This is a genomic window from Paraburkholderia sp. TE9906 (genome assembly GCF_056279605.1).
The window spans coordinates 518199-539385 of the sequence record NZ_JBWCCT010000006.1 but is presented as its reverse complement, the minus strand read 5'-3'; the positions used below and the strand labels follow the sequence as shown (position 1 = coordinate 539385).

Sequence of the window (21187 nt, the reverse complement as noted above, 5' to 3'; positions counted from 1 at the left end):
ATCAACGCAGCGGCATCAGCGCTCATGAACATCTCACGGAAAATCAACTGCCGTGAGCCGGATGCGCTCGCCATGCCGTGGCCGTACGGCCCGGCACACCGCCCTGCGGATTCTGGCGTGTCCCATACCGAACGCCAGCAGGATCTGCCTGGGCGACGGGTCGACGCTCCCGAGCACCTCATGCGCGACGGCGGCCTCCAGCGAAAAAGCGCAATAGCCCCAACCGATGCCGTAGGCGGAAAAACATAGCGTATCGTCGCGGTCGAAGAACGGACGGCCGATGCGAATGAACGTCGAGCCTGGCGCATGATCGCTTACGACGATGCTCACGATGCATTCTCCACAGGGTGCGAACGGCGCTCCGTCAAATCAGCAGGCGCCCGGCTTCCTTCAGCATGTCTCGCGCGGGCAGAAGATCACCACGTTTGAAGCGCACCATCGAAAAGGCGCGCATCGCATGGGGACTCGCCGGCAGGTGCACCATCTGGAACTCTACTTCCCGCGCCGGGCGGGTGTCGCCGTCCTTGACGACGACGTTCATACGGTCCAGCAGAAACGTTTTCTGCTGCACGTACACATGTTGCTCCGGCGAGGACAGGACGTTGCACACCATCTCCAGCGCACGCTCCAGGGCCTCGGTTTTCAGGCCCAGATTCGCCAGTGCCCGATCGTTCTCGTCGATCTGCGACTGTAGTCGCGCCACTTCCGCGAAGCTGCGCGATGCGTCGCCTCCCATCAACGAACGCACCCCCGTGCCCTGCCGTTCGAGGATCGTCAGGCGCGTCCTCAGCAGCGCCCGTTCGTGCTCCAGCGAATCGCGCCGCAGCGTGTCCGCCTCGATCGCGCCGAGTCCTTCGAGCGCGAGCTGATCGACGACCCGCAAAATGATTTCCTCCCGCAACGCTGCTTCCGACAGGGCGCACACACGCACCTGGTGGTCGCTGAAGTTGACTGTCGTCTGGGCTACGTCGGTACGTGTCGTGGCGCCATATTGCGCAACGCCGAGAATGTTCCGCTCGTTGAAGGCCATCCCGAGTACGGCGAAGACCTCGGCCGCCGCGGGATGATCGTTGAAGCACTGGCGTAACGGTTCGGCGTGGCTGAAAACCGGCGCGACATCTTCAGCCGTGGCAAAGAACGCATGAATGTACGGGTCCGTCGCCCATGCCGCCGCGCTGGCTTCGCGCGCGGCCGGCGCCTGCGCGACGAGGCCGCGCAGATAGCCGAGCGTGTGCTGCACGGCGGGCGCCATACGCGCCTCGTAATCGCTCGCGAGACGCAATTGCGGGCTGAGCCGGACGATCCGCTCGACGATCTGCTTCGTCTGCTGGGAATCGCCTGCCTCAGACGCGCCGCGCCTGCCCGACCACCACGACAGCAGACCCATGCCCGGCTCCCGGCGGTCTATGATTCGTCGCGCTCCGGAAGCAGCAGCGCCGTGATCGTGCGGCCCTTCCAGAACAGGTTGTGAACGCGCGGCTGCAGGTTTCGCAACCCATCCGCCGTGACGTCGTCGAAAACCACCAGCGCGGCGGGCCTGGAGCCCGCGCCTGGAATACGCCGGATCGTACTGAATTGAGGGAATCCGTACCGTGTCAGGAACTCGCCGATTTCTTCATCGGAGACACTTTCCTCCACGTTGCCAAGCATCAGTTCTGCCATGATGGCTGCTCCTCGACTGTTACCTTGCCGCGGCGCCGCGGCACGATCCCGACGCAAGCCGCGTCACCGAGCCGGACCCGCTTGCAGCGCCGCCGCGATATCGCGGCTGACCGACGCCAGCGCGCGATCGTGAGCCGCCACCATCGGTTCGAAGCCCGGACCGGACACCGCCTCGCGCGCGACGGAGCGGCCCGTGACGGCGCGGCCTTTCGCGGGCGGGCGCACGGCCCACAGCACGTCGACGGTGACGTCCCGCCCCGGCGCGGACTCGAAGCGCATGACGTCGATGCGCACATGCCAGACACCCAGCGGATCGTGCGTCGTGTCGTACACCGAAATCTGCGGTGAATTCAGCAGCACGGCCAGGTCGGCGGCAATCACACGGCCAATGTCGCCGCTCAACGGTTGCGCCCAGCGGGCGAATTCGTTGACCTCGACCGTATTATCGCCGAGTTGCGTCACGATCTGCGGCCGATCCACGATGTCCGGTATCGTGACAGGACCGATCACCACGGCGATCGACCGGGTCGCGCCCGAGCTGGCGAGCGACCGGTCGGGCCTGAGCGTGTAGAAACTGGCCGAGGGCGACTTGCATCCGCCGAGCCCGCCGACGACGAGCGCAATTAACAGGCATGGGAAACATGCCGCCGCGTACCTCATGGTTTGTCCTCCGACTTGCCGCGCACGAGCGCTTCCGGATGCCGCGACAGATAGTCGGCCAGCGTACGCAGCGTCGCGGCGGTGCGGGTCAATTCGTGCATCGCCTCTTCCGTCGATTGCTGCAGCGACGAATCCGGTTGCAGGGCGGTATTCGCGGAGTCGAGCGTGGATTGCGCCGACGCGAGCGTGTCACGAGCCTTCGGCACGACTTCGTTATTGAGCTGCGAGATCATCGTGTTGGTCGAGCGCAGCATCGTGCGCGTGTCGTTGCCGATCGCTTCGAACGGAATATTGTTGAGCTTGGCCAGCAGGCGCGTGACGGAGTCCTGCAGCGACTGAAGCGTACGCGGTATCGCGGGCAATTCCGGCGGCGTCTTGCTCCAGTCTATCGTCGCCTTGGGGGCATCCGGGAAATGATCCAGCGCGACGTAAAGCTGGCCGGTCAGCGGATTGCCGCTTCTGAGCTGGAACCGGAAGCCGTGTTCGACCAGATAGTTCGCAACCCCGCGCGGGTCGTCACTGATCCGTCCTCCGGTGCGGTCGCCCTGGTAGCGCGACGTAAAGCGCTCCGGATAGATCTGTATTTCGACAGGAATGCTGAAGCGATTGTTCGCGGGGTCGAAGCGCGTATAAATGGCCGTCACTTCGCCGATCACGACGCCGCGGAAATCGACCGGCGCGCCAACGGTCAAACCGCGCACCGAGTCTATGAAGTTCACGATGTATTTGTCGACGATCCGGTCGTGCTGTCTCATCGCGTCGGCGCGCGTGGCGTACAGTTCGAACCGTGTGTCGGCCGGGGCGTCGGCCTCTTCCTGCGATCCCGGCGGCGACTCGAAAGCCACGCCGCCGATGATGATGGAGACGATCGACTGCGTTTCGATCCGCACACCGTTGGTATCGAACGCCATGTCGACCCCGCTTGCGTGCCAGAAGCGCGTGTCGGTCTTCACGAAGCGGTCGTAAGGCGCATTGACGAACACCTTCAGCGTGACGCCGCGGCCATCCGGGTCCAACTGGTAGGAGGCAATCTGACCGACGCGAAGTCGGCGGAAATAGACGGGCGTGCCCACATCGAGCGAGCCGAGACCGCTGCCCTTCAACGTGAATTCGCGCCCCGGCACGTCGCTCGCGAATACCGGGGGCTCTTCGAGTCCGGCGAAACTACGCCGCGCTTTCGTCGCATTGCCGACATCGACATCGATATACGATCCGGAGAGCAGCGTGCCGAGCCCCGAGACGGTGCCGCCCGAAATACGCGGGCGCACCACCCAGAACCGCGTGTTGTCGACCATCAGGCTCGCCGCGTCGCGCGCGACCTCCGCCACTGCCACCACGTTCTTGTGATCCGGCGACAGGCTCACCGCGTCGACCACGCCGATATCGACGTCCTTGAACTTGAGTTTCGTCTTCCCTGCTTCAAGACCCTCGCCGGTCTTGAAGCTGATGGATATCTTCTCGCCGCGTTCCAGCACCGCCTTGGTGGCAAGCCATCCGCCGATCAGCACCGCCACGATCGGCACGAGCCACACCAGCTGCATGCGCCAGCGTGAGCGCGGCACCGGCTCCGCCGCGGGCAGATCAGGAACGTCGGACTCGTCATTTGACCCGGCCATGATCCCTCTCCGCTGCATCCCAGATGAGACGTGGATCGAAAGCCATCGATGCGAGCAGTGTCAACACGACGACCGCCCCGAACGCGATCGAGGCCGGGCCCGCCTCGATCGTCGCCAACGCGTGGAATTGCACCAGCGCGACGAGCATCGTGATCACGTAGATATCGAGCATGGACCAGCGCCCGACCAGTTCGATCGCGCGATAGATCCGGGTGCGCTGCACGGGAAGCCATTGCGAGTGAAGCTGGGTCGACACCGCGAGATACGCGAGGCCCAGAATCTTGAGCATCGGCACCACGATGCTCGCGATGAACACCAGCACGGCGAGCGGCCATGATCCGGAGACCCACAGATAGACCACCCCGCTCATGATCGTGTCTTTCTGTGCGCCGAAGAGCGAACTCGTGTTCATCACGGGCAGCACGTTGGCGGGGATATACAGCACCATGGCGGCGGTCAGAAACGCCCAGGTCCGCGACAGACTCGCGGGCTTGCGCCGATGCAAATGCGCTTTGCAGCGTGGACACGCGTGCACACCCGAGCGCGCCGGATCGCGCAACAGGAGCCCGCACTCCTCGCACAGCACGAGCCCATAGGCGGATGCCGTCACCGCGCTGCGCCGCAGCTTCAGAGGCCGCGGCCGCCACGCGCCGTTGCCGTTTTTGCCGGCGCAGATGCGCGACCATATCTCGTGCGGATCGAACGCCGCCGATGCCGCGGCGAGCAGCAGCATCAGCACGACGAACGACCATAAGGCCGTGCCCGGCACCACCTTCGCGATGTGCGCGAGCTTGACGAGCGCGACCAGCAGACCGAGGATCAGCACCTCCGTCATGCCCCACGGCCGCGACAGTTGAAACAGCCGGAATCCCTCGACCGCGCGCCACGGCACGCGCCCGAAATGCAGGGGGACGAGCAGCCACAGCATCGCCAGGGTCTGCAATACCGGCATCAGCATGGTCGTCATGAGGACCAGCACCGCGAGCGGCCAGGTGCCGTGCGTGTAAAGCATGCGGACCGAGCCGGCCAGCGTGGTTTGAACGAGATTGCCGTTGATCGACAAACCGACGATCGGAAAGACGTTCGAGATGACGAGCAGCACGGCCGACGCGAGGGTAAAGGCGAGTGCATATTCGGGGCCGTTCGTGCGGCTCCTGCCGAGCTCGGCCCGGCAGCGGCGGCAACGCAAGGTGCTGCCGGGCGTGAGCGGCGTTCCGAGCTGAAGCAGGTCGCACTCCTCGCAGGCGATGACCTCCCGCTGGTTCGTCTCGCTCATCTCGCCTCCAGAGCGACCGGCAGGTCGCGCGCCGGAGCCGCGCCGCGCGCGACGGGCGCTTCGGCGGGCGCAGGGGCGGCGGGGGCGCTATCCGGCGGCGTGGCCGATGCGGGCTGCGGATACGACAGTTTTTCGGCGGCGAGCACCCAGCCGCCGCCCATCGCCTTATAGAGGTTGACGAACGACGTCAGCTCCGCGCCCTGCGTCTGCGTATAGTTCAGCTGTGCGTTGAACAGGCTTCGCTCGGCGTCGAGCACTTCGATGTAACTCGTATAACCGCCTTCGTAACGCAGACTCGCGAGCCGCGCGTAGGTGCGCAGCGCTTCGACCTGGTTGCCCACCACGGCCAGCTGCTCATGCGTCTTCTGCACGGAGATGAGCGCGTCCTCGACTTCCTGGAACGCCACCTGAATCGACTTCTCGTACGCGAACAGCGCTTCCTGCTGGCGCGCCTCGGCCTGGTGCACCTGGCCCGAGATATTGCCCGCCGTGAAGATCGGCTGCGCCACGCTGCCGGCAAACGACCACACCCGCGCCGGCCCGGTAAAGAGATTCGAGAACTGCGAGCTGACCGTGCCGAACATCCCCGTCAGCGAGATGGACGGAAAGTAAAGCGCCTTGGCCGCGCCGATCAGCGCGTTTTCCGACACCAGGGTCTGCTCGGCCTGCAACAGATCCGGACGGCGTTCGAGCAGGTCGGAGGGCAGTCCGTCCGGAATCGGTGGCGTGCCCAGCGTCGACAGTTCGCGGCCGCGCAGAATCGCGCCCGGATTTTTGCCAATCAGCACGGACAGCGCGTTTTCCTGCTGACCGATCTGCATTTCGATCTGCGGGATGGTGGCTCTCGCCGCCTCGTACTCGGACTGGCTTTGCGCCAGCTCCATTTGCGACACCTCGCCGCCCTTGAAGCGCAACGTGAAGACCCGCACCGACTCGTCGCGGCTTTGCACGGTTTCCTTCGCGATCTCGAGTTGCCGGTCGAGATTGCGCAGGTTGATGTACGCGGAGGCCACGGAGCCGACCAGCGTCAGAATGGTGGCCCGTCGGCCCTCCTCGCTCGCCAGTAGATTGGCGCGGGCCGCCTCGGTCTGCCGGCGAACCTTGCCGAACAGATCGATTTCCCACGCAACCGACACCGTCGCGTCGAACTGGTTGTAGATGGGGCTGACACCGTTCGGAATCGGTATGCCGGCCGCCGCCGACGCACGCTGGCGCGACGCATCCGCGCCCGCGCCGATCTGCGGAAAGAGCCCGGAGCGCGTCGTCACGAACTGGCCGCGAAACTCGTCGACCCGGGCCGCGGCGATCTTCACGTCGCGGTTCTCCTGCAGCGCGGTGGCAATCAACTGGTCGAGCACGGGGTCCTGAAACTGTTCCCACCATGCGACGTTGGCAATCTCGGCGGCCTCGCCCTGCGCGAAGCGATACGTCGCAGGCACGTCGACCTTGGGCCGCGCATAGTCGGGGCCGAGCAGGCACCCGCTCAGCGCAAGAAGCGCAGCGCAAGCCGACAAACGCGCGAGTAGCGTCCCGTCCATGTCAGTTGCTCTCTTGCGACGGCGCTTGCGGCGGCAAGCCGGGCTCCGCCGCTGTCGCGCCCGGCCCCGCTCCGGCCGCGCCCTTGTCCGGCGTCGGCTTGCCGCCGCGCGAGCGCGACGACATCGTTTCGAGCAGGTAATAGAACATCGGAATGAAGAACACTGCGATGGCCGTCGCGCCGATCATCCCGCCGATCACCCCGGTGCCGATCGAATGGCGGCTGTTGGCCGACGCGCCCGTCGCGATGGCAAGCGGCACGCAGCCGAGAATGAACGCGAGAGACGTCATCACGATCGGACGCAAGCGCTCTTCCGCGGCCGTCATGGTCGCGTCGAACACCGACGCGCCGGTCTCCCGGTTCAGCACCGCGAATTCGAAGATCAGGATCGCGTTCTTGGCGGCGAGCGCCACCAGCATCGTCAGCCCGATCTGGAAGTAGACGTCGTTGCTCAGGCCGCGCAGCAGAACGGCGAGCAATGCGCCGAACAGCGCGAACGGAACCGCCATCAGCACGCCGACCGGCAAGCTCCATTTCTCGTACTGCGCGGCGAGGATGAGGAACACCATCACGAGGCCGAACACGAAGACGAGCCCCGACGTGCCGCCCGATTGCCGTTCCTCGAAGGCCTCTCCGCTCCATGCCACGTTATAGCCGGGCGGCATCTGCGCCGCCAGTTCCTCCAGCGTCGAAATCACCTGCCCGGAGCTGAAGCCGGGCGCGGCATTCGCCGTGATCTTGATCGCCGGGAAGTTGTTGAAGCGCGTGACCAGATCGGGCCCGACGACGAACCGGTAGGTCGCCACCGACGTGACCGGCAGCATCGTGCCGGACTTGCTGCGCACGTAGATCTGATCGAGGTCGGCGGGCTTCAACCGGTACGACGGTTCGGCCTGCAGGATCACCTGCCAGAGCCGGCTCGAACGGTTGAACTGCGACACGTACAGCGAGCCGAACATCGTCTGCATCGTGCTATACGCGTCTTCGACCGGCACGCCGAGCGTCTCGGACTTGTCGCGGTCCACCTCGACCAGCAATTGCCGCGACGACGCGTTGAACGTATTGGTCACGCCGGTCAGCTCCGGACGCTGCCGCGCCTTCTGTACGAACGCTTGCGCCACCTCTGCAAGCTGCGCGATGCTCGAATCGCCGGTGCTCTGAATCCACATTTCGGTGCCGCCGGTCGTGCCGAGGCCCGGAATCGACGGCGGGTTGACCGGGATCACCACGCCTTCCTTCACGTCCGCGAAGTGGCGGTACGCATCGAGCAGCACCGTGCGCGCGTTCTGCGTCCTGATGTTCGCCGACGTGTAACGATCTTCGAAACTCTTCAGGCCGACGAAGAACGTCCCCGAATTGTTTTTGTTCTGGCTGTCGAGCAGGCTGAACCCATCGACCACCGTGATACTGCCGACCGCCTCCTGTTTCATGAAGTAGTCGGTCACCTTCTGCGACACCTCTCCGGTCCGATCGAGGCTCGCCGCGTCCGGCATGATTATCGCGCCGAGCAGATAGCCCTGGTCCTCCGGCGGCAGGAAGGCCGACGGAATCGAGCGCACCATGAGTACCGCGAGGACGATCATGCCCACGAAAAACAGCAGCCCGAAAATGAACCGCTTGATCACCAGCTTGACCGCGCGCGAGTAGCCCGCCGTCATTCGGGCGAACTGCTTGTCGAACCAGCGGAAAAAGCCCTTTTTCTCGTGATGGGTTCTCTTCAGCAGCAAGGCGGCGAGCGCCGGCGACAAGGTCAGCGCCACGATGCCGGACAGCACGACCGAGATCGCGATCGTAATGGCGAACTGCTTGTACATTTGCCCCGTGATGCCGCCGAGGAACGCCACCGGCACGAACACCGCGCACAGCACGAGCACGATCGCGATGACCGGTCCCGCCACCTCGTCCATCGCCTTTTTGGCGGCGTCCTTTGGATTGAGCTTGTACACCGTCATGTTTCGTTCGACGTTCTCGATCACGACGATCGCATCGTCCACGACGATCCCGATCGCGAGCACCATCCCGAACAGGGTCAGCATGTTGATCGAGAAGCCCAGCAGCAGCATGAACATGCAGGTGCCGACAATCGACACCGGCACCGCGACGATCGGGATCAGCGTCGCGCGCAGGCTTTGCAGGAATATGAACACGACGATGACGACGAGCACCAACGCTTCGAAGAAGGTGTGAATCACGTCGGAGATCGAGGCCCGGGTGAACTCGGTCGTATCCATGGCGATTTCATAGGTCAGCCCTTCCGGAAACGACTTGTTCAACTCCGCCAGCGTCGCGCGAACCTTCTTCGAGACTTCGAGCGCATTGGCGCCCGGCTGCTGATAAACGGCGAGAACGGTCGCGGGCTTGCCCTGGAACCGGCTGCGAATGGAGTAATCCTTTTGCCCCAGCTCGGCCCGCCCGATGTCCTTGATCCGCACGATCGCCGCCCCGCCGCTCGCCGCGCGCACGATGATGTTTTCGAATTCCGACGGCTCGGCGAGACGGCCGGTCGTCGTGACGGCGAATGACTGTTCGACGGATTTTCCCGTCGGCGACTGGCCGATGCTGCCTACCGCGAACTGCTGGTTCTGATTGGCGACCACCCGCTGCACGTCGGCGGCCGTCACGCCCAGTTGCGCCATCCGGTCGGGTTTCAGCCAGATCCGCATCGCGTAGTCCGGATTGCCGAAAATGCTGGACTGGTTTGCACCCGGAACCCGCTTGATCGCATCGAGTACGTAGATGTTGGTGAAGTTCGCAATGTAGACCGAGTCGTACCGGTCCGTTGGCGAATAGACCGCGATCACCATCATGAAAGCGGACGACTTCTTCTGCACCTGGATGCCCTGCGCCTGCACCGACTGCGGCAACTGCGGCAGCGCGAGGTTCACGCGGTTCTGCACGTCGACCTGAGCCAGTTCCGGGTTCGTGCCGATCTCGAAGTACGCGTTGATGGTCAGGTTGCCGGTGGATGAACTCGACGAGTTCATATAGATCATGTTGTCCGCGCCATTGACCTGCTGCTCGATCGGCGCGGCGACATTGTTCGCCACGACCTCCGCATTGGCGCCCGGATAGGTCGCGGAGATAGTGATCTGCGGCGGCGTGATGTCCGGATATTGCGCGACCGGCAACGAGAACATCGCCAGTGCGCCGCCCAGCGTAATGACGATCGAAATGACCGACGCGAAAATCGGACGATCGATACAGTAGTGCGAAATGCTCATATCGGCGGCCCTTTCATTGGGTCGTACCGCTGTGGGTTCCTTGCGCCGTCCCCGAAGCCTGCGCGGAAGGCGGCGGCGCGGCACTCTCGGACGCGGCCGCCGCGGCGGGCGCGGCACCTGGCACCGGGCCCTGGACGATCTTGAGCTGCTGCCCCGCCGAGACGCGCAGCGCGCCATCCACCACGATGCGCTCGCCCGGTTTGAGCCCTTCCGATATGAACCAGTCCTCGCCCTGCCAATCGCCCACTTCGACGACTCGCTGGTGCGCCTTCGACTCGTTGTCGACGACCCACACGAAGTGGCTCTTCGAGCCTTGCAGCACGGAGCGTTGCGGCACGAGAATCGAGTTGGGCCGGATGGCCCCCGAGACGCGGGCCTTGACGAACTGACCGGGGCGCAACGTCCCCTTCGGATTGGCGAAAACCGCCCGCACGAGGAACGTCCCCGTTTCGGTGTTGAAGGCGGGATTGGCAAAGTCGATCCGACCCGACTGCGAGAACACCGTGCCGTCGGCCAGAATGATCTGCACCACGAAATCGTTGTCCTGGGGGAATTTCAGTTGACCCGCGGCAATCTGGTCGCGGTACTTCAGCATCATGTTTTCGGAGATGCTGAAGTTCACCCACATCGGGTCGAGTTGATAGACGTAGGTCAGCAAGCTGTTGGAGGTGGCCGTGACATAGCTGCCGTCCTGCTGACGCGCAAAGCTCGACAGCCCCGTGAGCGGCGACTTGATCGTCGTGTAACTGAGATTGAGCAGCGCCGTCTGGACCTCTCCCTGCGCGGCGATGACCGCTGCGGCGGACTGTTTTTCGTTGCCGATCGCGTCGTCGAGGTCTTTCTTGCTCAACGCGTTCTGGGCGGCCAGCGGTTCCACGCGCGCGAGATTCGCCCGGGCGACCTGCAGCCGTGCCTGCTGCTGCGCCAGTTGCCCTTTGGCCGTTTGCAGCGCGGCCTCGAACGGCTTGCTGTCCATCTGGAACATCGTCTGACCCGTCTTGACCACCTGCCCTTCGACATACATGCGCTTGTCGAGAAAGCCATCCACCCGGGCGCGAATCTCCACCTCGCGAGAACTCTGGGTTTGAGCGGTAAATTCGAAGTCGACCGGCGTATCGCGCTGGACCACGGTCGTGACGGTCACTTCCGGCGCGGCGGCCGCTGGCGCAGCGGGCTGCTTCCTGCAGGCGACCAGCAGGGTCATGGCCGCCGCCAGAAACAGCAGCGCGCGCCCTGAACGATGGAAACGGCCGGACAGCTCCGCGGGTTCGCGGAGATGCCGCCGCGGCGCGGAGTGGAGGACGGAGACGGTTTTCATTGAGCGACCCGCCTGATCACAAGACCGTACAGTTGCCGAACAGCACCATGGCGTCCTGGCTATTGACGATCGTCAACGTCATCGATCCGTCTGTCGAATCGACGACGAGCGTCCACCCGAAGCCCATCTCCGTGCCGTCCATGATGATCTGGTTGGCGTCCTTGCTGGCGACATGCATGGGCGTCGTTCGCGCGGGTCCGGTGATCACCTTCTTGTCGAAATCGAGCGACAGGAACCGCGGGGCGCCGATGTCGTCCGGCAACGAACGGGTGCAGGCGATGCCCGGATCGCACGCGTGCGCGTCGATCGTCGCGCACAGGAGCGGCTTGCTGCCGTCGAAGCCGGCGGCCCACGTATCGAGTGCGACGACGCTGAGCAGAATCGTGAGTAAAACGGACCCGGATTTCATCGCGTACTCCCGCGTTTTCTTTGAAGGCTGCGCGCGCAGTCAACCCGCGCACGCGCCGTCACCCAGCGAACGCGTCGGGTCAGGTAGCCGCGCATCCAGTTCGAAGCGGCCGGCCGCCCGGTTGACGCGCGGACTTAGGTCAGTTTGGTTGTAGCCATACCGGGAGACAATGGGACTTTGGTCTCATATCGCCAGGTGGGGTGAGCGTGCTTCAGGGGCGCAACGGACCGTTTATCGCCAGTTCCACCGCCTTGAGCAGAATCGCCGCATTGAAAGGCTTGCGCAGATACGCTGCGGCGCCCGCCGCCAGCGCCGCCTGTCGAACGACGAGTTCGTCGTGTGCCGTGATCATGATGATCGGCAATCCCAGCGGCGCGAGTTGACGCTGAACTTCCAGGCCGCCGGTTCCCGGCATCTGGATGTCCAGAATGACACACGCAGGCCGATATGACGGAATCGCCGACAGCGTATTCAACAGTTCGTCGCCACTTGAGAATGTCTCCGCCTCGATCCCTGCGGAGTGCAGCAGACGCTTGATGGCCCGGCAAACCGATTCGTCATCGTCGACCACAGCAACGATTTGGTTGGGGTTGACCATATGGCGACGCGAACACGCTGTCGCTCCATGAATAGATCATTGGAGCTTCAGACTAACGGCAGACGGGGAAATGAGATATAGGACTTTGGTCCACTAGCGGCAGCGTGCGGCGGAACCGGGGACGATAGACGTTCCCCGGCCCCTGATCGGACCATGCAGGACTACTTGTCGTCGGCCGGGTACAGGCCGGCTTTTTCCGCGAGCCGAACGAGTTCGACGATCGATCTGGCCTTCATCTTCTCCATCACGCGAGCCCGATGAATCTTGATCGTCTTTTCGGCCGCGCCAAGGTCGCTGGCGACCTGCTTGTTCAGGCGCCCCGTCAGGACGAGCGTCATGACCTCGCGCTCGCGGCGCGTGAGATGGTTGACCCGCTCCTGAAGCTCCGCGGTTTCGTTTCTTTTCGCAAACTCGATGCAGGCCCGTTCGAGCGCGCGATCGATCGCGGCCAGCAGCAGCGATTCGCACACCGGCTTGGGCAAAAAGTCGAGCGCGCCGCCCTTCATGGCTTCGACGCTCGTGCTGACGTCGCCCCGCCCTGTCAAAAAGACGATGGGGAGCAACTGCTTGAGACTGCGCTGCACGTCGAGCCCGGTCATCCCCGGCATCTGCAGATCGAGAACGAGGCAGGCGGGCGTGCTGGCCAGACCGGCTCTGTCCAGAAAAGCCTCCGGACTCTCGAAGGATTCGACGTGATAACCCGACGCGCGCAACAGTCGGGCAAGCGCGCACCGGACCCGCTCGTCATCGTCGACGATGAAAACGCGGGTGGCGGGTTGACTCGCGACTGGCGGAGGCGGCCCTATCGCAGGTCCGCGCCCCGTGGCAGCGTTATGTGAAAGGATGCTCCCTTGCCCTTGTTGTTCTCCGCCCATAACCGGCCTCCGTGCGCCGTCACGATCGTGCGGCTAATAGACAGACCCAGTCCGAGTCCTTGAGGTTTGGTCGTGAAAAATGGCCTGAATATTTTGCTCATCTTGTCGGCGGTCAATCCCTGACCCCGGTCTTTCACCGTAATCCGCACGCCTGCGCCGGATTCTTCCCGCACGGTCGTTTCGATCAGACGGTCCTTCGGATCGCATTCCTTGACCGCGTCGAAGGCATTCAGCAGCAGATTCAGTACGACCTGCTGCAGTTGAACCTTGTCGCCGAACACCATCGACAGATTCTCGGCAATGTCGAACGTCGTGCTGACCTCGCGCGCCATCGCATCGCTGTGCACGAGCAGCGCGATGTCGCGCACCACGCCGCCGACGTCCACCGGTTGCAACTCCATGTCGCCCTTTCGCACCATCGTGCGGATCTTCTTGATCACTTCGCTCGCGCGACAGCTATCCAGAACGATGTCGTCCACCGCCTCGCGCAGGTCAGCCGTATTGGCCTTATTGGATTCGATGAATTTCTGCGCGGCTTGCGCGTTGCTCAGGATGGCCGTAAGCGGCTGGTTCAGCTCGTGGGCAAGAGAACTCGCCAGTTCTCCCAACGAAGCCACGCGCGCCAGATGCGTCAGCTCCTTGCGGTTGCGATCGACTTCGCGGCATGCATTGCGACTCGATATCGCGATGATCTGCACCTGCTCATTGCCTGCGCTGTAATTCGTCGTATTGGTTTCCACGTGGAAACCTTCGCCGTCGCTGCGCCGCGCGAAGCGCATCCGCGTGGTTTTTCCATGACTCGTGCTGCTTGCGACGTCGTCACCCGCACCCGTCGAATGGCCATCGCGCAGACCACGGATCGGGAACAGCATCTCGCTCGATGCGCCGATCAATTGTTCTCTCGTGTAGCCGAATAGTTCGATCGTGCTGGCGTTCGCAAAAGTGATCTGATTTTGCGGGTCGACCGTGAGGATCGGGACCGGCAACATGTCGAGCGCATCGCGCCACGGAATTCGCTGCTCCGGCATCGCGCGCTTCACGCGCCCGCCACCGCCCAGCCAGGACACGCATGCGCCCGCGTAGCCCCGCCATCGCGACCTGGAACCGGCAAGCTCACGCTCGTCAGCCGCGACGGGCAGCCTGAATCGATTCGTAGCGTCGCGAATGAAAGCGGCCGATCCGGCTTCAGGCGATCCCATACGAGGATCGCCCCCCTCACGAATCGAACCGGTGTTGGGAACTAAGGCGTGTGCATCCCGATGGGAGCATGAGGAAGGACGGCGCTGTTGCACATAGAAGGTCATCGCAAATCCAACCACGCCTTGCATCAGGTCCTTGCCATGCGCGATCAGGTTGATCATCGGGTAGCTCCGTCACCGGTGCTTAGTGCATGTATGGAGTCAGTCAACACCACCGCAACGCTTGGTCTGCCGGATTACACCACTTATGCCGATTCCGTAGCCGATTACGTCTACACCAGTAACTTGGAAACAGTATAGGCCCATCAAGCGTCGATTTCATGAGAAAAAGATGCAATTTTTCCCGACTGACGTGCCCACTGTAAGCGAAGGCGTCTGGTACTTTCTGACATATATCAGCTGTTGTCGGAATAATGGCACATATGACTTCGTACCTGGTTAATAATTATCCATACGCTTTTCCAGAAGTTAGATATAACCTGACGACGGCGTCTTTTTTAATATGCAACAGGCATTCGTTCGATGGCGGGGCGCTGAACACCGCATGCAGCATGGTTTTCGAGCGCGACAGAACTTCTATGCAAGCCCTCCGGTGAAATGATTTTTGTCGCGGCTTTCGCTCGTACGAAGCGCGTCTCCCGCTTTCCGCGACATGCTTTTCCCCAACGAATATCATGCCGAAAATTTATAACGACACAATCCACTCGTGGTTAACCCGCTTACCAAAACCGCGATATTTAGAGGACGTTTAATTTGTATTCGGCATTTCTCGATGCGGCTCTTATCATCATGCAGCGGATTTTTAAAATGCATCCCGATCCGGCACTATAATCCACAGCGATGTACTGCGAATCCAGTCAGGAACGCCAATGAATAGGGGCGCCGTTAGCGGCGAAGACATGGCCTGAACTGCGTCGCGAATGACGAGTCATTGCGCTGGCCCGCTGGATAGAGATGACCGCCGCCCCGCCGGGTCGCGGCGAGCCCAGGCCTATGCGCGGGAAGGACAACGATCAGGAGAACGGTGAAATGGCATCGCCGAAGGCCGTCATTCGTCGGCCACGGCTTCGATTCGCCCATCCCGGATCGCGCCGACGAACGCGCGATAGTCGGCCCGGTTCTGTGCGCTGTATTCGGTCGCGAACTCGCTGATGGCGTCATCCAGCGTTCGGCCGGAACCGATGTACCCCGAGATCATGGCTGCGTCGCCGGAGCGGGCGTGCGCGCGTGCCAGCGCATGGGCGCACATTCTCGCGTACTGCCGCAACATCCCCGCGTCCCAGTCCTCGATGAGCGCCGACATCTTCATGTCGCGCAGTTGACGCACATAGAAATCGCGGCCGTTCTTGCCGCGCGTCCATCCGAGGAACATGTCGCTCGCGGTCTGCATGATCCGTTGACCCGCTATCACGCGCTGACCATGATTCGTATGCAGGCTTTTGCCGGCATACGGTTCGAGTACCGACGCGCGCGCCTCCTTCACTTGCAGGAAGAGCGGGTCGTTATCCGCCGCCATGAAGAGCCCGACGCTGCACATGGTGCCGACGCTGCCCACGCCGACGACCTTGAGCACCAGATCGAGAAAGTGGAACCGGTCGAACAGAAGCCGGATGTGCTCGGGTAGCGTCTCGCGATAGGACGCGATGGCATCGGCATAGCCGGAATCGAGTCCGGGAGCGAGCTCAGCGTCGGGATGATAGATCAGCGGCGGCTCGTCCTTGATTCTGGGCCGCGCCCCGTCCAGTGCAACCAGCTTCGGATAGAAATAGTCCGGCACCGTCTTCTGTCTCTCGGCTTCGATCCGCTCGGCGAGGCGCTTTCGCACCTGTTCGACGATCTGCGGATCGCCCGTGCGGTCGCTGTATTTCTGCAAGTCGATCCGGTCGTACCAGACATCGAGCGCTCGCATCGACGCGTAGTCGATCATCCGTTCACGATAGGTGCCGACGAGATCGCGCGCCAAACGCGCTTCGTCGCTGCGCGGCAGTCCGAGATGCTGCGCGGCAATCACGGCGCTCGCGGCAAGCCGCTTGAGGTCCCACTCGAAAGGCGCCGGCAGCGTCTCGTCGAGATCGTTGATGTCGAAGATGATATTGCGCTCGGGCGTCGCGAAGCCGCCGAAATTCATCAGATGCGCATCGCCGCACGCCTGCACGCGGATGCGGCTCGTCGGCGTGCCCGCCAGATCGGCGGCCATCAGCACGGCGGAACCGCGATAAAACGCGAACGGAGACGCCGACATGCGCGCGAAGCGGATCGGTATCAACGCCGGAATGCGGCCCTCGTTGGACTTGATGAGCAAGTCGACCGGATCCTGACGATCCGCGGGCGCCCGCCAGCCCGCCTGCGACACGCGTGGCACCGTGTCGCGCAGGAGCCGGCCATCGCGGGCCCGTTCATCGGCGGTCAGATACGTGCCCGCGCTCTGCGACGCCGCGATCATACGCGGAGAGTTGACGGCCTTGCGCATGGTTATTCCCCGTTGTCCGGCTCACGCCCAGCCACGTCATCCATCACGACGCTTTGCGACATCGACTGCAGCGCCTTGCGGTCTGTTCTGACCGACGTCGCCACATGGAGCCAGGCAAACGCCGACTCCGGCAGCGCACCGACGCGCCGGCCGTACCCCACCCCCGCCGCCCGCGATAGTGGGTTCGCCACGCGATTGCACGACCGTCCGTCGGCTACCGTGCCTGATTCAGCGTGGCGGAACAGTCCCGCACGTTTCCCGCTCGCTTGCCCGCTTACAGGTCGAGCCGGTTCACCTTCGTTCCGGAGAGCGAAAGATCCGCCATCAGACCGGCATTGGTCAATACCAGCGCCACGACCTGCGAATTCACGGATGACGTGTCCAGCGCACCGTTGGCGCCGGTTCTCGCGACCGAGACGCCCGCATCGGCGCCGGCGGACCAGCCGTTCGAACTGCGGAACTTGTCCAGCGCATCCTTCGTCATGAAGAGGAAGACAATCGCGGTCGACTGAACGCCGGCCTGAAATCCAAATGATGCGGCGGTCGTACTGTAGTAACCGACGGTCGCACCGCCGACACGCAACGCACCATCGCCGTGAGAGCCACCCACGATGAAGGCCGCCTTCTTCACATCCGGGAAAACCAGAACCCCCTGGGCCTTCGCCATGAGTTCATTCGAACCCTTGACCGCCGTGCCCAGCCGCGACAACGTGCCGTTCACGGCTGCATCGATCTGCTGCCGCTTCGACTCGGCGGTCTCGGGGCTCTTGTCGCCACCCGATGTCGTGGTGCAACCCGTCAACGCCAAACTCGCGGCAGCGCCTGAAATCGCGATTGTTTGCACAAAGTTCCGTCTGTTCATTATCGAGCTCCGTTGTGGTTACAGTGCGAATCGCCGGCCCCGGTGTCTGGCCGCTTCGGTCCCTTGCTCTATCGCAATCCGGCAGTTGGCTGCCATGCAGCCTGGCTTGCCGGTCCATCACGCGCCACGGGGGCTGGTGCGCGACACAACCGTGAGGTCCTTACCGCATCTCCCCCTTCTGTCCGCGCAGCACAGACGTCCGGATTGCGCCGGACATATCGAGCCGCCATGCCTTCGGCGACCCAGAACCGCGACTGCAACGCCTCCGCTTACATGATGTCACGGCGCGGCATTTGGGAAATCGGACCTTGGTCTTACAGGGGGCGCCCTGGATGCGTCGGGTGAGCGCTGGAGGGACCGATCGCCCGACGGCACCCATGTCGCCCCAGGCTTCGTGAATGCGCCATCCGCAATCGCCGCCTGTCCATCAACCACCCAGTGCAATGATCGCCATGGTCAGCACGACGCCGAGCGCCGCCATCGCCAGTCCCGCTCTCCATCCGCCGAAGCCGGCGTGGTAGCCCAGCGCCATCCCGCTGCCGAATAGCATGGCAATCGTCAGCACGCGCGAAACGATCAACGCCGTCGAGACGTCCGCGAACAGTACGAACGGCAATGCCACCGGGAAAGTCGATAACACCACGATCACGAAGATGCCTGCCGCGCCGACGACGTCATCGCGCAAAAAGCGCGGACGGCTCGGCAAATCGGGGATGGTGGCAATACGCGCCCGGATCGGTTCCAGCTCCGTATCGGCGATCAGCGGTGAGATCCACGCCGGCAATGCCTTGCGAAGCGCACGAACGCCCGCGGCCGCGTCCTGCTCATGTTTGATGGTCAGCGCGAGGGTCAGCCGGCGGCCGCGGTTCGTCAGCGTGCGGACGAGAAACATCACCGCGTCGGCCAGACCCCACGCGAGGTTGCAGCCGAGTGCCGTGTAGAACATTTTGCGCCCGGCGCCTTCGCCGGCCGTCGCGGCCGACACGGCCCCGACGAACGTGAGCGCCATGAAGAGACCAAAACACAATTCCGATACCCGATCGACGGTATCCAGAATCGGCTCGCGAGCGCCGATGTCCTGCCGATCCATTAGACCAGTAAAGCCCATGAAATCTCCCGCCGAGGTTAGCGTGTGATCGCTCTCACTACCCGGCCGCACGCGCCGATGGCATTCGACACCACCCAGCATACGGCTCGCGAACAGGCACCGATATTGGACCAAGGTCGTATGGCCTTCCTGCGCGCCGCGCTCTACATTGCGAGAAGATCGTTCGGTAACGACTCAGCTCACGTATGCGCGGAGATAGGGGAATGGCGAAGACCCAGGCGAAAGCAGACTCGTCCGTCGAGGGCAAGTCACTCTCATATAAGGAGTATCGGAAGGCGTTGTTCGATCTGCACGTCGAACTCGTCAAGCTCCAGGAATGGGTGGTGCAAACGGGCAGCAAGGTCTGCATTGTTTTCGAAGGGCGCGATGGCGCGGGCAAGGGTGGCGCCATCAAGGCGCTCACCGAGCGCGTGAGCCCGCGCGTGTTTCGCGTCATCGCACTGCCCGCCCCCACCGAGCGAGAAAAGAGCCAGATGTACGTGCAACGCTATCTGCCGCACTTGCCGGCCGCCGGGGAAGTCGTGATCTTCGACCGAAGCTGGTACAACCGCGCGGGCGTCGAGCGAGTGATGGGCTTCTGTTCCGACGCGGATGCGGTGGCCTTCCTCAAGGCGCTGCCGCTGGTCGAGCGGGCGATCGTCGAGTCCGGGGTGATTCTCCTCAAATACTGGCTGGAGGTCAGTCCCGAAGAACAGACCCGCCGCCTCCAGGCCCGCATCCACGACGGGCGTAAGGTCTGGAAGCTCACGGATATGGACTTGAAATCGTATAGCCGATGGTATGACTACTCGCGTGCGCGCGACGCGATGTTCGAAGCGACGGACACCGGGATTGCTTCGTGGCGTGTGGCGAATTCGAACGACAAGCGGCGGGTGCGACTGAACATCATCAGCGATGTGCTGAGCAGGATTCCTTATGAGACGATACCGCGCAAGAAAGTGACGCTACCCAAAAGGCAGAAACCCGACGGCTATAAGGAACCGGACTATCCGTTCAAATACGTCGCCGAGCGATTCTGAGTTTGGTGGGATCGCGGTGGCGCATATCAGGGTCTCCTGTCCCTGCGTTCGCTCGTGTAAGGCCTGTTTTCGTCAGGGCCAGCGGAGTCAATGCGGCGAGATCCATTTTGCATTTGCGAACGGATGCCGCCCGTTCACATGCCGTGCACCTGAGAGTAACCTCGTGCGTTCGGATCATTCGTGTATGCGGAACCAAGCCGTTCCCGATGCATCGCTACCGCCTCGCCAAGCCTCTTGCAGAGCTGATCCGCGTTGCTGATGCCCGGCAAACGCCTCAAGGGATGAGCGGCGTCGGTGGTCGTCAGGATGACCGTGCCGATGCCGAACGGGCGCTGCCACCATGGGTGGATCGAGGTGATGCACTGAATCCGGGAAAGTTCGAGAGTCGACACACGGCGATGCAGAATGCCCTGCGTCCAGGAAATTCGGGCGGTATCGATGACGATTCGGGTGAACGCGGTCTTGACGAACGGCACAGCGACACCGATCAAAACCGCGCCGGCCTGTGCAAGCAGCACATTCCACTGAAACGGGAAAGAGTTCGACGTGCAGAGATGCACACCGCCAATCATTGCCATGACAACGCCCCCCTTCAGGAGCGCCGGAAGATTGCAGGCCTGCGACGGCGCGCCGCTGAAAATCACCTGATTAGCCATCGCGTATATCCCTTTTTCTGACCGACGGCTCCAGTCGTCCGTCGAAAAAGGCGGCGCCGCCTGATTGGGCTGCGCGTCGGCGAACTGACTGTTGACCGGCGACAATGCCATGACCGTTACGCCAAGCACACTTACATGGGGCGATTGTAACGCAGTGCTCGTTGCAGACCGGCCCACGGCCTCTTTCGGTGCGAGGAACTGTCGTTAGGCGGCCCGTTGCGAAAGGCTGCTGGAGAGCGACCTGCGGCGGTCGTTATCCGGCAAAGTGCGGCAGCGAGAAGCGCCTTAAGGGCGGCATCGCGGCACGAATGCATAAGAGGGGAAATTTGTCGGCGTTGATGTCTCGCTGCAACGAGCGGGATATTCGACTGGCCCGATCCGCGTCCAGAGAACGGGAAATAGCAAAGCATCTATCCCACAGCCGCCCGAGAACGAAAGACGAGCCACCATTGCCGGGCACGCTTTCACCGTATGGCCGCCTTAGCGAGACCTGCGGCCATTGCGGCCATTGCGGTCGGATGCGTGTACGTCGCAAGAGGGCCGAGTGTGCCTCCTTGCGCGTCCATACGCGATCGCCCCATCGCCAATAGTGCTTTCCTGCATATCGTAGAATTACGATATATACTTCGTCCTGTAGCGATGCAGATGCGTCGACGCCATCCGGCGTCCCGGCTGCCTGTTGTCGAATAGCTTGAACGAAA

Annotated in this window: 19 protein-coding genes; 1 reads left to right on the top strand and 18 read right to left on the bottom strand. The window is 62.9% G+C overall.

Translation table 11 applies throughout. From position 1 onward, the window contains the following. Nucleotides 1–33: 33 nt before the first annotated feature. From ACZ9H4_RS19330 to ACZ9H4_RS19250, 17 genes are all read right to left on the bottom strand, one after another. Complete coding sequence (locus ACZ9H4_RS19330) at nucleotides 34–330, bottom strand: hypothetical protein (RefSeq protein ID WP_476120313.1); 297 nt, start codon at nucleotides 328–330, stop codon at nucleotides 34–36. Nucleotides 331–364: 34 nt separating this feature from the next. Further along, nucleotides 365–1387, bottom strand: a complete 1023-nt coding sequence (locus tag ACZ9H4_RS19325) for a hypothetical protein (RefSeq protein WP_408323937.1) — start codon at nucleotides 1385–1387, stop codon at nucleotides 365–367. Nucleotides 1388–1404: 17 nt separating this feature from the next. Next, nucleotides 1405–1662, bottom strand: a complete 258-nt coding sequence (locus tag ACZ9H4_RS19320; RefSeq protein WP_408153023.1) for an RNA recognition motif domain-containing protein — start codon at nucleotides 1660–1662, stop codon at nucleotides 1405–1407. Nucleotides 1663–1725: 63 nt separating this feature from the next. Further along, nucleotides 1726–2322, bottom strand: a complete 597-nt coding sequence (locus ACZ9H4_RS19315; RefSeq protein WP_476120311.1) for a PqiC family protein — start codon at nucleotides 2320–2322, stop codon at nucleotides 1726–1728. After that, nucleotides 2319–3938 carry a PqiB family protein gene (locus ACZ9H4_RS19310; protein WP_408323938.1) on the bottom strand — a complete coding sequence of 540 codons (1620 nt, stop codon included), beginning with the start codon at nucleotides 3936–3938 and terminating at the stop codon, nucleotides 2319–2321. Before ACZ9H4_RS19310 ends, ACZ9H4_RS19315 begins: the two co-directional genes overlap by 4 nt. Beyond that, nucleotides 3922–5214: a paraquat-inducible protein A gene (locus tag ACZ9H4_RS19305; RefSeq protein WP_408323940.1), complete on the bottom strand. Its 1293-nt coding sequence runs from the start codon at nucleotides 5212–5214 to the stop codon at nucleotides 3922–3924. Before ACZ9H4_RS19305 ends, ACZ9H4_RS19310 begins: the two co-directional genes overlap by 17 nt. Beyond that, a complete protein-coding gene (locus ACZ9H4_RS19300) occupies nucleotides 5211–6752 on the bottom strand; it encodes an efflux transporter outer membrane subunit (RefSeq protein WP_408323942.1) in 1542 nt (513 codons plus the stop codon). The genes ACZ9H4_RS19305 and ACZ9H4_RS19300 overlap by 4 nt, the downstream gene beginning before the upstream one ends. A 1-nt stretch (nucleotide 6753) precedes the next feature. Continuing rightward, nucleotides 6754–9972, bottom strand: a complete 3219-nt coding sequence (locus tag ACZ9H4_RS19295; RefSeq protein WP_476120307.1) for an efflux RND transporter permease subunit — start codon at nucleotides 9970–9972, stop codon at nucleotides 6754–6756. 13 nt (nucleotides 9973–9985) lie between these two features. Continuing rightward, entirely contained in the window at nucleotides 9986–11290 is a 1305-nt protein-coding gene (locus tag ACZ9H4_RS19290) for an efflux RND transporter periplasmic adaptor subunit (RefSeq protein WP_476120305.1), read from the bottom strand. A gap of 16 nt (nucleotides 11291–11306) precedes the next feature. Further along, entirely contained in the window at nucleotides 11307–11699 is a 393-nt protein-coding gene (locus ACZ9H4_RS19285) for a hypothetical protein (protein ID WP_408153030.1), read from the bottom strand. Between the two features lie 211 nt (nucleotides 11700–11910). Beyond that, entirely contained in the window at nucleotides 11911–12297 is a 387-nt protein-coding gene (locus ACZ9H4_RS19280) for a response regulator transcription factor (RefSeq protein WP_408142511.1), read from the bottom strand. Between the two features lie 161 nt (nucleotides 12298–12458). Then, nucleotides 12459–13172 carry a response regulator transcription factor gene (locus tag ACZ9H4_RS19275; RefSeq protein ID WP_476120303.1) on the bottom strand — a complete coding sequence of 238 codons (714 nt, stop codon included), beginning with the start codon at nucleotides 13170–13172 and terminating at the stop codon, nucleotides 12459–12461. Further along, nucleotides 13100–14533: a PAS domain-containing sensor histidine kinase gene (locus ACZ9H4_RS19270; RefSeq protein WP_476120301.1), complete on the bottom strand. Its 1434-nt coding sequence runs from the start codon at nucleotides 14531–14533 to the stop codon at nucleotides 13100–13102. The genes ACZ9H4_RS19275 and ACZ9H4_RS19270 overlap by 73 nt, the downstream gene beginning before the upstream one ends. Nucleotides 14534–15419: 886 nt before the next feature. Further along, nucleotides 15420–16841, bottom strand: a complete 1422-nt coding sequence (locus ACZ9H4_RS19265; RefSeq protein ID WP_476120299.1) for a DUF2252 domain-containing protein — start codon at nucleotides 16839–16841, stop codon at nucleotides 15420–15422. 2 nt (nucleotides 16842–16843) lie between these two features. Next, nucleotides 16844–17032: a hypothetical protein gene (locus tag ACZ9H4_RS19260; protein WP_408142517.1), complete on the bottom strand. Its 189-nt coding sequence runs from the start codon at nucleotides 17030–17032 to the stop codon at nucleotides 16844–16846. 83 nt (nucleotides 17033–17115) lie between these two features. Continuing rightward, complete coding sequence (locus ACZ9H4_RS19255) at nucleotides 17116–17703, bottom strand: BPSL1445 family SYLF domain-containing lipoprotein (RefSeq protein WP_408142519.1); 588 nt, start codon at nucleotides 17701–17703, stop codon at nucleotides 17116–17118. A gap of 427 nt (nucleotides 17704–18130) precedes the next feature. Continuing rightward, entirely contained in the window at nucleotides 18131–18811 is a 681-nt protein-coding gene (locus ACZ9H4_RS19250; protein WP_408142521.1) for a hypothetical protein, read from the bottom strand. Nucleotides 18812–19014: 203 nt separating this feature from the next. On the opposite strand from ACZ9H4_RS19250, the gene ppk2 reads away from it, so the two are divergent. Next, nucleotides 19015–19830 carry a polyphosphate kinase 2 gene (ppk2, locus tag ACZ9H4_RS19245; protein ID WP_408142523.1) on the top strand — a complete coding sequence of 272 codons (816 nt, stop codon included), beginning with the start codon at nucleotides 19015–19017 and terminating at the stop codon, nucleotides 19828–19830. Nucleotides 19831–19964: 134 nt separating this feature from the next. On the opposite strand, the gene ACZ9H4_RS19240 is transcribed toward ppk2, so the two are convergent. Then, nucleotides 19965–20597, bottom strand: a complete 633-nt coding sequence (locus ACZ9H4_RS19240) for a PH domain-containing protein (RefSeq protein ID WP_408142525.1) — start codon at nucleotides 20595–20597, stop codon at nucleotides 19965–19967. Nucleotides 20598–21187 lie beyond the last annotated feature (590 nt).